This is a genomic window from Bradyrhizobium sp. P5_C12, assembly GCF_054049735.1.
This window is the reverse complement of record NZ_JBFULU010000008.1, coordinates 99,409-113,455: the sequence shown is the minus strand read 5'-3', so window position 1 is coordinate 113,455 and position 14,047 is coordinate 99,409. Positions and strand designations below refer to the sequence as shown.

The following is a 14,047-nucleotide window of genomic DNA, read 5'->3' as shown; positions in this document are numbered from 1 at the left end:
CTTGACAGCTGCGCCGGAGTTCCGGCCGGGGATGGCCATGCAGACGACGCGGCACGACAGCTCCATCGTGGAGTTTCAGCAGAAGCGCGGCAGCGATTCCGCCGCCTTTTTCGCACCGTTCCTGACGCCGCACATGATCCTGCTCGATGCAGGCTGCGGACCCGGGACCATCACGGCCGCCCTTGCGGGGATCGTCGGCAAGGCCGTCGGCGTCGACATCGAGCCGAATGCGATCGCGGCTGCCAATCGGCTTGCGGCGCAATCGGGCCCGGCCAATCTGGCCTTTGTCGAAGCCGACATCAGCATGCTTCCGTTCGAGGACGAGGCATTCGACGCGGTGTTCTTTCACGCGGTGCTCTACCACCAGAGCCAAGCGGTGCTGACGAGAGCGCTGGCGGAAGCACGACGGGTGCTGAAGCCGGGTGGGGTGGTGGGCACGCGTGACGCCGATGTCGGCGGCAACGTTCTTTATCCCGAACTCGACGGCGTGCGCCTTGCGCTCGACCTCTGGCAGCGCTGGTACGAGCACGATGATCCGCAGGCGCTTCGCTTCGGCCGCAGGCAGAGCTCCATCCTTCGCGCGCACGGGTTCACGCCGGTCTGGGCCGGCGCAAGCTACGTCAATCACAGCGCCGACGCGGCGAGCCGCGCGGAGGCGGTCGCGGATGCCAGGCGGAGCCTTCTCGGCCTCGGGCCGCGGCTCGCGAGCAAGGCGCTCGCCACCGACGGCGAGATTCAGGCGGCGCTCGCCGGCTGGGACGCCTGGGGACGCGATCCGGATGCGGTGTATTTCAGATGCCGGTGCGAATGCGTCGCGCGCAAGGACTGATCCGGCGGGCTTCAGCCTAGGCCTCGATCCGGACGATCCCGTACGGATTGAACTTGAAGTCGTCCTCGGCGTAGTCCTGCTCGCGCGAGAGCGCAAGCTTGCGATCGCGCAGCGTCGCTTCGATGCCGCGCTCGGCCATGGCGTTGGCAATCTCCTCCATGAGCATCACCGCAGACCATTCGTTGCCGCGCGATTTAGCGACATAGATCTCCGGCAGGCCGACGAGGTGATAGCCGACAGTTTCGTTGTAGCGATCGCCGCCGAGCGGGCGCTTGGCGAACGCAAGACGGCACGCCTTGGCGACGGCAAGTGTCATGCCGAGGCCCTCGCTGGTCCTGGCGCCCTTGCGCGCCTGATCGGCGAGACTGCGCCACCGCTCGAGGCCGTGGGCGACGCCTGCGCTTTCGCCCTTCACGGCGGTGGCGCCGGCCTCGATCATCTCCTCGACGATGCGCAAGGCCGCCGCCGAATAGGCCACCGCCTTCTGCTGCTCCAGCGGCGGGCTCAGCAAATAGAGCACCGCTTTGTGGTTGGCCACGGCCGCTTCGTCCACGGCAGACCAGGCTTTCGGAAAGACGCGGTCCCAGCACACGCCGAACGACCGCTCCATGTGTGGATCGGGTGTGGCTTGCGAATAAATGCGGTCGATCTCGAAATTGAAATCCGCGATCGTCTTGGCCACCGCCTTCGGCGGATGCAGCAGGCTTTCGTCCTTGCCAAGGAAGCAGAGCACGTGACGCGGCTTTACCGACGAAGGCTGCATGCTCGTTCCCTTCTGGTCATTGGCGAAGGCGCGGCTGGCCGCCAAGAGTCCGGCGGCCTTGAGCAGGTGTCTGCGAATTGGGTCCATGTCCGCAACAATGTCAGCAAAAAGCCCCCGGCTCGCGAGAACCGGGGGCGTGTTCCTTTCGACGCGGGATAAGGCGATCAGCCCTTCGTCATCGTGATGCTGACGCCGCGGATCTCGCCCTTGGAGCTGATCTGCACCGTCTGCTTGGTGCCGTTGGTGCGCAGCGACAAATTGGCGGCAAAGCCGTTGGCCTCGACGAACACCTCGATCTGGCCGCCGCCAGCGGTGCCCTGGAGGTTGCCGAAGATGTTGCGGCTCGCCTCGCTCCAGTTGCCGGAGATGCGGTCGCCCTGGCTCGTCACGTCGCTGGTGAGGTCGAACTTGTAGCTGTCGCTGGCGCAGTGCAGGGCCTGCTTCAGGTTGAGGCCGCTGCCCGCAACCTTGTAGTCCGCCTTGCAACGGATGCGCTCGGTGGAGCCGTCGGACAGTGACACGGTGCCGGTACCCGTCCACGCGCCGTCGAAACCGGCAAACGGTCCGGCCGACTGAGCGTGGCTTGCCGAGACCGAGAAGAGCAGCGCAGCCCCAACGCCCGCCGCCTTGATCGCCTGTCCAGATCGCCCAAAGAATTTCATCTCAAATATCCCGTTTTGGAACGACGTCCGCTCAAGCCGGGGACGTCTCGCCACATCGAAGGTTTAGTGTTCCGAGCCCGTGTCAGGTTCAAAGCCTATCCGGCACAGAGGTCGGCATCGCGGGGCGCACCCGCCATGGTCTGCCCCGGGATTTCCCGTGTTTCGGCTTGTTTCCGGCGCAAAAGGCGGGACCGACAGATGCAGCTCTGCAACAGGTGCCCAGCAAAACGCGGCGTGCCAGAATTATGACGTAGTATCAATCTCTTACATCTGCCAAGGAAGATCGAGAGAAAGCCTGTTTTGGTCGGCGCGGCGCCAATTTGGCCGCATTTACCAGCGCTTGTGCCTTCTCCGAATGCCGTGCTTTCCGCGGCAACTCGCCACCAGGACAATCCGTTCCCGCCGTCCGCCCTGTGCTGTCCGGGATCGGTGCGATTCTGCCGTCAGAATGAAGGAATACAATGCGTAAGCTTCTCGTCGCTCTCACCCTGCTGTCGGCATCCCTTTCCACGGCGGCGTTCGCCCAGCAAGGGCGTGGCACGGACGCCGAGCAGAAAGCCTGCACGCGCGATGTGCAGAAGTTCTGCCGTCCGGTCATCGACCAGGGCGATTTCACCATCCTGGCCTGCCTCAAGGAGAACCGGGCCAAGATCTCGCAGGCCTGCGACCAGGTCCTGAAGAACCACAACCAGTAAGCTCGGCCGCTGGCCCACAAAAGGCGGATCCCGGGCCGCCTTTTCGGGCTCGATCCGGAAGGGCAGCCATCGAGAGACAGGATTGGTTTTGCGGCCGTATTCCCCTATATGGGGGCCGCGGCGGCATCGCCGGCATGAGCCCGCGCGAGCGAAAAAAGCCCTTCCTGTCCCAACGATTGTTAACCAGCCCTCGATGACCTCAGCGAGCGAATTGCGATCCGGCAAAGGCGACCGCGACGAGAATTTTCCCGTCGCGTCGTGGATCATTCATCCGCGTCATCGCGCGCTGATCCTGGCGTACTACAATTTCGTCCGCACCGCCGACGACATCGCCGACCACGCGACGCTGCCGGCCGACCAGAAGCTCGCCTATCTCGACCTGCTCGAAGCGGAGCTGCTCGGCAAGGGCGACACCCAGGCCGAGGCCGTCAGTCTGCGGCACGCGCTGGCCGAACGCGGCATGGCGCCACGCCATGCGCTCGATGTGCTCATCGCGTTCCGCATGGACGTCACCAAGCTGCGCTACGAAAATTGGGACGAGGTGATCCACTATTGCCGCTATTCGGCGATGCCGGTCGGCCGTTTCATGCTCGACGTCCACGGCGAGAGCACCTCGACCTGGGCCGCCTCGGACGCGCTTTGCGCGGCCCTTCAGATCAACAACCACCTCCAGGATTGCGGCAAGGATTTTCGCGAGCTCAATCGCGTCTACCTGCCGCGCGATGCGCTGGCCGCGAGCGGCGCCTCGGTCGAGCAGCTTGGCCTGACGCAGTCGCCACCGGCGATGCTGGCCTGCCTGCAGGCGCTCGCCGTGCGCAACGAAGCGCTTCTCAACGAGAGCAAGTCGCTCAGCGCGGAGGTCCGGGACTTCCGCCTCGGCGTCGACATCTCGGTGATCCAGGCCTATGCCGACCGCATCGTGCGCCTGCTCAAGGTGCGCGATCCGCTGCGCGAGCGGGTGCATCTCAACAAGTTCGAGCTCCTCGCCTTCAGCCTCGCCGGCATGATCGGCGAAGCCGGCCGCCGCGCGATCGGGCGCCGGGCCATTACCAAACCGGGGGCTGCTCATGACGCTTGAGGCGACCTCGCCCGGCGCCAATTATGGCTCGACCGCATCCGGCAGCTCGTTCTACGCCGCGATGCGCATCCTGCCGCGCGACCAGCGCGAGGCGATGTTCCAGATCTACAGCTTCTGCCGCCAGGTCGACGACATCGCCGATTCCGATGGACCGCGCGACGAGCGGCTCGCCGCGCTCCAGGTGTGGCGCGACGACATCGACGCGCTCTATCAGGGCCATCCGCCGGAGCGCCTGAAGGACTACGTTGGCTCGGTGAAGACGTTCGGGCTGAAGCGCGAGGATTTTCTGGCCATCGTCGACGGCATGGAGATGGACGTGCCGCAGGACATCCGCGCGCCCGACATGGCGACGCTCGATCTCTATTGCGATCGGGTCGCGAGCGCGGTGGGGCGGCTGTCGGTGCGGGTGTTCGGCCTGCCGGAAGAGGACGGCATCCTGCTCGCCCATCATCTCGGCCGCGCGCTCCAGCTCACCAACATCCTGCGCGACATCGACGAGGACGCCACGCTCGGGCGGCTCTATCTGCCGCGCGAAGCCCTGCTGCATGCCGGCATCACCTCGAACGAGCCGAACCGTGTGATCGCCGAGCGGGCGCTGTCGAAGGTCTGCCTGCCGCTGGCACAGCGCGCGAAGGTGCATTTCGAGAAGTCGGACGAGATCATGAACCGCAACAGGCGCCGCGCGGTGCGCGCGCCGCGGATGATGTCGAAATACTATCATGCCATTCTGGACCTCCTGATCGCGCGCGGCTTCAACGCACCGCGCGAGCCGGTGCGTGTGTCGAAGGTCACGCGCATCGCGATCCTGCTCCGCTACGCTCTCATCTGATGCAAAACACAGCTCACATCATCGGTGCCGGCATTTCCGGCCTCTCCGCCGCCGTGCGGCTCGCCAATGCCGGCTTCAAGGTCGCCGTGCACGAGGCGACGCACCAGGCCGGCGGCCGCTGCCGCTCCTATTTCGACGGCGCCACCAATCTCACCATCGACAACGGCAATCATCTGCTGCTGTCGGGCAACAGCCACGCGCGCGCCTATGCGCGCTCGATCGGCACCGAGGCGGGCCTGGTCGGGCCGGAGCGGGCGCAGTTTCCGTTCGTCGATCTCGCGACCGGGCAGCGCTGGCAGATCGATCTCGGCGACGGCCGTCTGCCGACCTGGGTGCTCGACGAAGCCCGTCGCGTTCCCGACACCGGGCTCACCGACTATCTGAAGCTGGCGCCGCTGATCTGGGCATCGGAGCAGACGCTGGTCGGCAAATCCATTCCCTGCGAGGGCGTTCTTTATCAGCGTCTGGTGCAGCCGCTGCTGCTCGCAGCGCTCAACGTCGATCCGCCCGAGGGCTCGGCCGGGCTTGCCGGCGCGATCGTGCGCGAGACGTTGCTTGCGGGCGGGCAGGCCTGCCGTCCCCTGATCGCGCGCGACGGTCTCAGCGCCGTGCTGATCGAGCCTGCCGTGCAATTCCTGACCGAGCGTGGTCACTCCGTTCAGCTCGGTCATGAGCTGCGGTCCTTCGTCACCAATGACGGCAAGGTCGGTGCGCTGAATTTCGGCGGCGAGGATTTGATCCAGCTTGGCGCCGGCGATGTCATCGTGATGGCGGTGCCGCCGCGCGCCGCAGCTAACCTGCTGCCGGGCCTGAAGACGCCGACCGAATTCCGCGCCATCGTCAACGCGCATTTCCGCATCGAACCGCCGCCGGGTTCGGCTCCGATCCTGGGCGTGATCGGCGGGACGGTCGAGTGGCTGTTCGCGTTCCCGAACCGGCTCTCCGTGACCATCAGCAATGGCGACCGCCTGGTCGACATGCCGCGCGAGGAACTCGCGCAGGCGATCTGGAACGACGTCTGCAAGGCGGGCGGTGTGTCCGGCGAGCTGCCGCCTTGGCAGATCGTGCGCGAGCGCCGCGCCACTTTTGCCGCCACGCCGGCGCAGAATGCCTTGCGTCCCGGCCCGGTCACCGCGCTGAAAAACCTGTTCCTTGCCGGCGACTGGACTGCTACGGGATTGCCTGCAACCATCGAGGGATCGGTCCGGTCCGGCGATCGCGCCGCCGATCTGGTTCTGGCCGCCAAGGGATCCTGAGAAGCGGCCCTGACGGGCATTGTCCCGGTCAATTCCAATCAAACTATCGGAGCAATCGAGCAAGATGGATTCCGTGAACGCGACCGCCCGCGAAGCCTTGGAATCGAAGATCCTGGAATCGAGCATTGCGTCAGCCACGCAAGGCGTCCTCGGCTTCCAGCAATCCGACGGCCATTGGGTGTTCGAGCTCGAGGCCGACTGCACGATCCCGGCCGAATATGTTCTCTTGCGCCATTATCTCGCCGAGCCGGTCGACACCGTGCTCGAAGCCAAGATCGGCAATTATCTCCGCCGCGTGCAGGGCGCCCATGGCGGCTGGCCGCTGGTGCATGACGGTGAGTTCGACATGAGCGCCAGCGTGAAGGCGTACTTCGCGCTGAAGATGATCGGGGACTCCATCGACGCGCCGCACATGGTGCGCGCGCGCGAGGCGATCCACGCCCGCGGCGGCGCCATTCACAGCAACGTCTTCACGCGCTTCATGCTGGCGATGTTCGGGGTCGTGACCTGGCGCGCGGTGCCGGTGCTGCCGATCGAGATCATGCTGCTGCCGTTCTGGTCGCCGTTCCACATCAACAAGATCTCCTACTGGGCGCGCACCACCATGGTGCCGCTGATGGTTATCGCCGCGCTCAAGCCGCGCGCGAAGAATCCGAAGGGCGTCGGCATCGACGAGCTGTTTCTCCAGGATCCGCGCTCGATCGGCATGACTGCGAAGGCGCCGCACCAGAGCATGGCCTGGTTCCTGCTGTTTCGTTCGCTCGATGCCATCTTGCGCGTGATCGAGCCGCTGTTTCCGAAGAGCCTGCGCCAGCGCGCCATCGATACGGCGCTCGCCTTCAGCGAGGAGCGGCTCAACGGCGAGGACGGCATGGGCGCGATCTATCCGCCGATGGCCAACCTCGTCATGATGTACGATGCGCTCGGCAAGGACGAGACCTATCCGCCGCGCGCGGTCACGCGCCGGGGCATCGACAGGCTGCTGGTGATCGGCGAGGAGGAGGCCTATTGCCAGCCTTGCGTCTCTCCGGTCTGGGATACGACGCTGACCGCCCACGCGCTGCTGGAAGCCGGCGGCGACAAGGCGGTGCCCGCGGCCAAGCAGGGCCTCGACTGGCTGATCCCGAAGCAGGAGCTCGAGGTGAAGGGCGACTGGGCGGTGAAGCGGCCCGATGTGCGTCCGGGCGGCTGGGCCTTCCAGTACAACAACGCGTACTATCCCGATCTCGACGACACCGCGGTGGTGGTGATGTCGATGGACCGCATGCGCCGGGAGCACGGCGCGACCGGCTATGACGCCGCGATCGACCGCGCCCGGGAGTGGATACTGGGCATGCAGAGCGACGACGGCGGCTGGGCTGCCTTCGACGTCAACAACCTCGAATATTACCTGAACAACATCCCGTTCTCCGACCACGGCGCGCTGCTCGATCCGCCGACGGAAGACGTCACCGCCCGCTGCATCTCCATGCTGGCCCAGCTCGGCGAGACCGCGAAGACCAGCAAGCACGTCGCCGACGGGGTCGCCTATCTCAGGAAGACCCAGCACCCGGAGGGGTCCTGGTACGGCCGCTGGGGCATGAACTTCATCTATGGAACCTGGTCGGTGCTCTGCGCCCTCAACATGGCCGGCGTCCGCCACGACGACCCGATGATTCGCAAGGCCGCCGACTGGCTGGCCTCGATCCAGAACCCGGACGGCGGCTGGGGCGAGGACGCGGTCAGCTACCGCCTGGACTACAAGGGCTGGGAAGCCGCCCCCTCGACCGCCTCGCAAACGGCATGGGCCTTGCTTGCCCTGATGGCGGCAGGCGAGGTTGATCACCCGGCCGTCGCCCGCGGGGTGGAGTACCTGATTGCAACACAGAACGAAAAAGGACTGTGGGACGAGCAGCGGTACACCGCCACAGGCTTTCCCCGTGTATTCTATCTACGGTATCATGGTTACTCGAAGTTCTTCCCGCTGTGGGCGCTGGCGCGGTATCGGAACTTGCGGGACACCAACAGCAGGGTGGTAGGGGTCGGAATGTGACTTTGGGGACGGGGGACTATGTTACCGCGGGCAATGCGATTGATCCGCGGCCGATATTGATTGTGACCGGTCTGGTTCAGGAGGCCCGCATCGCGGCCGGGCCTGGCATGGCGGTCATCTGTTCGTCCAGCAGCCCGACCCAGTTACGGGCGCTTCTGACGGTGGTGGATCCCGAAACGATTCGTGGCGTGATCTCCTTCGGCGTGGCCGGCGGGCTCGACCCGACGCTGCGTTCGGGCGACGTCGTGGTGGCGACCGAGGTGCTCGCGGGCGACGCCCGCTGGGGCGCCGGCCTGTCGCTCAGCGACGACCTCATCGACAAGCTGACCTCCGGCCGCCGCCGGGTCGTGCGCGGCAGCCTCGCCGGCGCCGAGGAGGTGGTCACCGGGCGCTCCTGCAAGGCGGCGCTGCATTCGGAGACTGGAGCTGCGGCCGTCGACATGGAGAGCCACATCGCGGCTGCCTACGCCGCCGAGGCCGGCTTACCGTTCGCCGCGGTCCGCGTCATCAGCGACCCCGCCCACCGCGCGCTGCCGGYGCTCGCCCGCGCCGCCATCAAGCCGAACGGCCAGATCGACCTCGCGGCCGTCCTGCGCGGCATCGTGCGCAATCCGACAGCGCTGCATGGACTGGTCTCGACCGGCATCGACTTCAACCGCGCGCTGCGCAGCTTGCGCGGCTGCCGCGACTTCCTGATCGGCACCGAGCTCGCGGAGAGCGAGGCGCTGGTGTCGAAGGCGGCCTGAGCGTCGTCTTCGATCCAATCAAGAAAAGGTCCGGTCGCGCGACCGGGCCTTTTTCGTTTTGATGTTCGTAGCCCGGATGGGGCGTCGCGAAGCGTGCGCATAGCGATCTGCTCACAAGGCTGACATCGCCTCTTCGAGGATATCGAGCGCCCGGTCGAGTTCATCGCGCGAGATCGTCAGCGGCGGGCATAGCGTGACCACGTTGCCGCCGCCGAGCTTGAAGCTCAGGCCCGCCTCCAGGCAGCGATACAAGAGGCGCTCCGCGAGCGCGTTGGCCTCGGCCTCGTCGCGGCGGCCGATCTCGACGCCGAGATAGAGACCTGCGCCGCGCACCTCGGAGATCAGGGGGTACCGGTCTGCCATCGATCGCAGCCGTTCGAGGGCGTGCGCGCCGAGGACGCGCGCTGCCGCAAGCAGCCCTTCCTCCGCGATCACATCGAGCGTGGCAAGGGCTGCAGCGCAGCCGACCGGGCTCTTCTCGTGGGTGTAGTGGCCGAGCGCTCCCTCGGGCACCACGTCGAGATCGGCCCGTGCCACGATGGCCGCCATCGGCATGATGCCGCCGCCCAGTCCCTTGCCCAGCACGAGAATGTCGGGCGCAGTTTCGGCCTGCTCGCAGACGAACATGGTCCCGGTGCGGCCGAGGCAGCTCGGCACCTCATCGAAGATCAGGAGCGCCCCGTGCCGATCGCAGCTCGCGCGCACGCGGGGCCAGAAGCCGGGCGGCGGCAGTTCGACCGTGGTCCAACGCATCGGCTCGGCGATCACGGCCGCGACGTCGCCCTGCACCTCGAGGACATAATCGATGTAGTCGGCGAGGCGCTCATGCGCGCGGCCGTCCTGTCCGAAGAAGCGCGCGGCCAGTCCCGGCGGCGGCACATGCTCCGTGCCCGGCAGCAGCGGGCCGGCGCCGCGCCGAAACAGGGCTTCGCCGCCGACCGAGACCGCGTCGAGATTGGCGCCGTGGAAAGCATCCCACATGGACAGCGTCTTGTGTCGCCCCGTTGCGTAGCGGGCGAGCTTCAGTGCCATGCCGATTGCAGCTGACCCGCTGGGTGCCAGCAGCACCTTCTCCAGGGGCGCCGGCGTGAGTTCGGCGAGGCGCCGGGCGAGGTCGATGGCGGACTTGTTGGTGTAGCGGCGCGGGCAGAAGGGCAGGGTATCGAGTTGCGACTTGATGGCCGCCACCACGCGAGGATGACCGTAGCCGACCTGATGCACACTGTTGCCGTGGAAATCGAGGATGCGCCGCCCCTGGAGATCGACGATGTGGCTGCCTTCGGCGGCGGTGGCCACGTTCAGGCACGGCGTTGACAGCGACTGTCGCAGGAACCAGCGCTCGTCCTCGTCGAGGCAACTTTGGGTCTCTGCGTCGAGGTGGCGCTTCTGAAACGATCGCCGCTCCGCCGACAAATTGACGTCGCCCTCAGAGGCGCTCATGCCGGACTCGCTTATCTCAGACACGCTCATGTCAGACTCCTGGCCGCTCTCCGCGGGCCAGCCGGCCCTCGATCGCAGCGATCACCGGGATGATGTCGGCGACGCCGTCGATCACGTAATGGGCGCCGGCGCCTTCCAGCCGCTCGACTGCGGCCGCGCGCCGCTCGGCGAAGGCTTTCGGCGGCAACGCCGCCGTGTCGGCGAGCGACAACCCGAACACGTTGCCGGTGACGGCAACGCCGACGGTCCAGCAGCCGCCGTTGAGACCTTCCTTGATACCGACCTCGGTGTCGTCGACCTTGACGCAGCTCCAGGCCGGCCAGACGGCGAGCTCCAGAAAGGCCTTGTAGAGCATGAAGGGCGTGGGTCGGCCGTCGGGCGTGTCCCCGGTGCAAACGATGCTGTCAGGCGAATAGCCCTGCGCCGCCGCAACCGGAATGACCTCGGCCATGATCTCGCGCGTGTAGCCCGTGCTCGAGCCGATCTTCAGGCCGCGGCGCCGCAGGCCGGCGACAGCCTCGGCCACGCCCGGGATCACGTCGGCGTAGCGGGCGGCGACCTCGACATTCATCGGCACGAACACGGCGTAGAGCGCATCGATGTCGGCTTCGATAGGCTCGCGCCCATGCCTGTCGCGCCACGCGGCGGCGATCCGGGGCAAGCGCAGGAGGGCGGCGATGTGCGGGCGCTTGGCCATGCCCATCGGCCCGCGCGCCTCGTCGACGGTGATCGTCACTCCGAAGCGCGCGAATGCCTCGACGAACACGCCCATCGGCGCCAGCGAGCCGTGATCCACCGTCGTGCCGGCCCAGTCGAACACGACGGCCCGGACGTGCTGGAATTTATCGGTCATGTCGTTCGGCTCCCGGACGTCAATTCGTCAATCACTTCCTCGGCGATCGCAAACGAGGTGCTGGCGCCAGTGCCGCTGGTGATCATGACGAGGCGCACAGTTTCAGATGGGCGGTCGATCAGCATCAGCCGGTCGGACGCCGAGGCGTAGGTGCCGATCCAGCGCTCGCGGATGACAGGTGTTGGCCAGGCCATAACCTGCCGGAATTCGTCCATGATCAACTCGTCCACCGTATCCGGACCGAATGGGTCCGGCGTCGCGTCGTAGTGGTGGGAATCGCCGACGACGAGCGAGCCATCCTCGCTCTGCACGGCGATCAGATGCACACCGTTGGCCAGATGCTGGCCCTGCTCGGATTCGAGCCGCTGCTTCAGTGCGGCGGTCTCCGGCAGTTCGGCGTAGCCGAGATAACGCACGAGGCCGAGGTCCGACATCACGGCCGCGTTGAAGCGCGGCATCGCGCTCGCCGATGCGACCCGCAGCATGTGCAGCTTGCATCGGACGAGGCCGTAGCTCGCCAGGCGTTCCGGATAGAGGCTCAGGAAATCGTCGCCGGGGCAGACCACGCAGAGCCGGGCCCTGACCGGCCCTCGTGTGGTGTCGATGACCGGCGGTGTCACCGCCTTGGCCAGCGTCTGATACAGGAAGGTGACGCCGTGCACTTCGGCCAGCCAGCGCGCCAGTGCCGGCACCGCGATGCGCGACTCCACCCGCAAATCGTGCGGGCTCGCCAGCACGGCTAGCAGATCGTCGGTCCGCAGCATCGGGAAACGACGGCCCGCATCAGCCGGGCTCAGAAGCTCGCAACCCTCGCCCATCTCGGTGGTGCGGAACGCCTCGAGCACGGCCACGGCTTCCGGTCGTCGCACCGCGACCGCCAGTCCGACATGCTCGATCCTGATGCCCGCGGCCGGGGCCACTTCGGCCCAGACCTGCCGCGACCGCATCGCCCGCTGCCAGCACTGGCCGCGCTGCTGCCCGGTGACGGTGACGAAGCCGAAATTGCGGATCGAGGCGCCGTTCGCCCTCGCATCGCGCTCGATGACCACGACCCGCAAGCCCCGGCGCACGCCCGCAAGCGCATGGGCGAGACCGCAGATGCCGCCCCCGATAACGGCCAGATCGAATTCGTCTCCTGACACGCTCACCGCTTCCTCCACATCTGCGCGCGCGCAAGATAGCCCTGTGTGAGTAACATGTAGATGGCTCGTGTGACGGCGGAGGTGGCGAACACGACCATGGCCATGGCCGCCGCCGGAGCCACGTCGCCAGCGTCATCCATATTGAGCACGGCGATGGCCGCAAGTGTCGTGTGCGGCGCGTAGATGAAGACCACCGCGGAGACTGTCGTCATCGCGTTCACGAACAGATACATGGCAATATCCAGCACGGCCGGCAGGCAAACCGGCAAGGTCACTCGCATGAAGGTACGCCAGAACGGCACCCTGAGCGATGCCGAAACGGTCTCGAATTCCTGGTCGATCTGCTTGAGCGCCGTCACCGCGGTCAGGTGCGAGACGGAGTAGAAATGCGAGATGGTGCAGATGACGAGGATGGCCATCGTGCCGTAGATGAAGTTCAGCGGATTGGCCGGGTTGTTGAAGAAGAAGATGTAGCCGAGGCCGAGCACCAGCCCGGGAACGGCCAAAGGAAGCAGCGCGAGAAACTGCACGAAACCGCGAATGGTGCGAAAGCGCGGGGTCTTCTCGACGAGATAGGCGCCGGCAAAGATCACCGCAGTCCCGAACAGCGCGGTCAGGCCGGCCATGACGAGTGAGTTGAAATAGCTGCGCCAGCCGCCGCCATCCATCATGTCGAAGTCGAAGTTCTTGAAGCTGGGCGTCAGATTGTAGGGCCAGAACGTCGCGATCGAGGCGAAGAAGGACACGCCGAGAAAGACCAGGATCGCGAACGCGATCAGCGAGCAGATCGCCAGCATCGCGCGATCGATCGTGGCGTCGGGCCTGGGCGCATACGGTACGGCGCGCGCGGAGAGCAGCGCCAACTGGCGTCGCTGCATGAGCTGATCGACGACGAAGGCCAACCCCGCGGGCAACAGCAGGATCAAGCCGACCACTGCGCCCATCCGGAAATTCTGCTGCCCGACCACCTGCTTGTAGATGTCGGTCGCGAGCACGTTGAACTTGCCCCCGATGACCTTCGGCACGCCGAAATCGGTGATCACCAGGGTAAAGACGACGAAGACCGCACTGATCAGGCCATAGCGCGCGCCCGGAATGGTCACCGTCCAGAAGGTGCGGCGCGGACTTGCCCGCAGCACTTCCGCCGCCTCATACAGACGCGCGTCCGAAATCGCCAGCGCCGTGGTGATGATGATGAGCGCGTGCGGGAAGGTCCAGAACACCTCGCCCATGACGATGCCGATCGGACCATAGATCGACGCGCCGAACAGCATCCATTTGACGAGGCCCTGGTTCCCGAACAGGTAGACAAGGCTGATCGCGGGCAGCAACGAGGGTGCGAGAATCGGGATCTGCGCGATGATGCGGAACAGCCCCCGTCCAGGCATGCAGGTGCGGGTGAGTCCGTAGGCGTAGACGAAGGCGAGCAGAACGCAGATGACCGTGCTCAGCAGCGACACCCAGACCGAATGCCAGATCGAATCGGCGAGCGTTGGATTGGCGAAATAGGCCTGGAAATTGGCGAGGCCTATGAAGCTGCCATCAGCCGCCTGGAAGCTCTTGGACAGCAGCGCCCAGAGCGGCAGCAACACGGTGACGATCAACCAGAGGCCGAGCGCCACGACCGCGCCGCGCATGATCCAGTCGTCGCGCCCCAGCTTCTGCCGCAGCGGCGCGATCGCGGCGGCACGGTTCGGCAGAATCAGCGTCTCGGTCGCCATC

The 14,047-nt window shown here is 66.1% G+C and carries 13 protein-coding genes; 7 read left to right on the top strand and 6 right to left on the bottom strand.

Translation table 11 applies throughout. The features are described from left to right. The first annotated feature begins 31 nt into the window (after positions 1–31). Entirely contained in the window at positions 32–829 is a 798-nt protein-coding gene (locus ACXJMY_RS10125; protein WP_456619177.1) for a class I SAM-dependent methyltransferase, read from the top strand. A gap of 16 nt (positions 830–845) precedes the next feature. Here ACXJMY_RS10125 and ACXJMY_RS10120 read toward each other — a convergent pair whose 3' ends face one another. Beyond that, complete coding sequence (locus tag ACXJMY_RS10120) at positions 846–1,679, bottom strand: hypothetical protein (protein WP_456619176.1); 834 nt, start codon at positions 1,677–1,679, stop codon at positions 846–848. Between the two features lie 77 nt (positions 1,680–1,756). Then, on the bottom strand, positions 1,757–2,254 hold the full coding sequence (locus ACXJMY_RS10115; RefSeq protein WP_456619175.1) for a hypothetical protein: 498 nt from the start codon (positions 2,252–2,254) through the stop codon (positions 1,757–1,759). A 461-nt stretch (positions 2,255–2,715) separates the two neighbouring features. Between ACXJMY_RS10115 and ACXJMY_RS10110 the strand changes: the two genes are divergently transcribed. The 6 genes from ACXJMY_RS10110 to ACXJMY_RS10085 all read left to right on the top strand — a co-directional run bounded on the left by ACXJMY_RS10110 (position 2,716) and on the right by ACXJMY_RS10085 (position 8,890). Next, positions 2,716–2,949: a hypothetical protein gene (locus ACXJMY_RS10110; RefSeq protein WP_008553259.1), complete on the top strand. Its 234-nt coding sequence runs from the start codon at positions 2,716–2,718 to the stop codon at positions 2,947–2,949. 193 nt (positions 2,950–3,142) lie between these two features. Continuing rightward, a complete protein-coding gene (gene hpnC, locus ACXJMY_RS10105) occupies positions 3,143–4,027 on the top strand; it encodes a squalene synthase HpnC (protein ID WP_456619174.1) in 885 nt (294 codons plus the stop codon). Continuing rightward, complete coding sequence (gene hpnD / locus ACXJMY_RS10100; RefSeq protein ID WP_456619173.1) at positions 4,017–4,856, top strand: presqualene diphosphate synthase HpnD; 840 nt, start codon at positions 4,017–4,019, stop codon at positions 4,854–4,856. The genes hpnC and hpnD overlap by 11 nt, the downstream gene beginning before the upstream one ends. Next, positions 4,856–6,112 (top strand): hydroxysqualene dehydroxylase HpnE, encoded by a 1,257-nt coding sequence (hpnE, locus tag ACXJMY_RS10095; protein WP_456619172.1) that lies wholly within the window; start codon positions 4,856–4,858, stop codon positions 6,110–6,112. The genes hpnD and hpnE overlap by 1 nt, the downstream gene beginning before the upstream one ends. 64 nt (positions 6,113–6,176) lie before the next feature. Continuing rightward, positions 6,177–8,144 carry a squalene--hopene cyclase gene (gene shc, locus ACXJMY_RS10090; protein ID WP_456619171.1) on the top strand — a complete coding sequence of 656 codons (1,968 nt, stop codon included), beginning with the start codon at positions 6,177–6,179 and terminating at the stop codon, positions 8,142–8,144. Next, a complete protein-coding gene (locus ACXJMY_RS10085) occupies positions 8,141–8,890 on the top strand; it encodes a phosphorylase (protein ID WP_456619170.1) in 750 nt (249 codons plus the stop codon). The genes shc and ACXJMY_RS10085 overlap by 4 nt, the downstream gene beginning before the upstream one ends. Positions 8,891–9,001: 111 nt before the next feature. Here the strand turns inward: ACXJMY_RS10085 and pbfA are convergent, their stop codons facing one another. From pbfA to ACXJMY_RS10065, 4 genes are read right to left on the bottom strand one after another with little or no spacing between them, the layout of a single operon-like run. Further along, positions 9,002–10,330, bottom strand: a complete 1,329-nt coding sequence (pbfA, locus tag ACXJMY_RS10080; RefSeq protein WP_456619169.1) for a (R)-1-hydroxy-2-aminoethylphosphonate ammonia-lyase — start codon at positions 10,328–10,330, stop codon at positions 9,002–9,004. A 31-nt stretch (positions 10,331–10,361) separates the two neighbouring features. Beyond that, the gene (gene phnX, locus ACXJMY_RS10075) at positions 10,362–11,183 is read right to left on the bottom strand and encodes a phosphonoacetaldehyde hydrolase (protein ID WP_456619168.1); all 822 of its coding nucleotides are present in this window, start codon (positions 11,181–11,183) and stop codon (positions 10,362–10,364) included. Continuing rightward, positions 11,180–12,331 (bottom strand): TIGR03364 family FAD-dependent oxidoreductase, encoded by a 1,152-nt coding sequence (locus ACXJMY_RS10070; RefSeq protein WP_456619167.1) that lies wholly within the window; start codon positions 12,329–12,331, stop codon positions 11,180–11,182. The genes phnX and ACXJMY_RS10070 overlap by 4 nt, the downstream gene beginning before the upstream one ends. Further along, positions 12,328–14,046 (bottom strand): putative 2-aminoethylphosphonate ABC transporter permease subunit, encoded by a 1,719-nt coding sequence (locus ACXJMY_RS10065; protein ID WP_456619166.1) that lies wholly within the window; start codon positions 14,044–14,046, stop codon positions 12,328–12,330. Before ACXJMY_RS10065 ends, ACXJMY_RS10070 begins: the two co-directional genes overlap by 4 nt. Position 14,047: the final 1 nt, after the last annotated feature.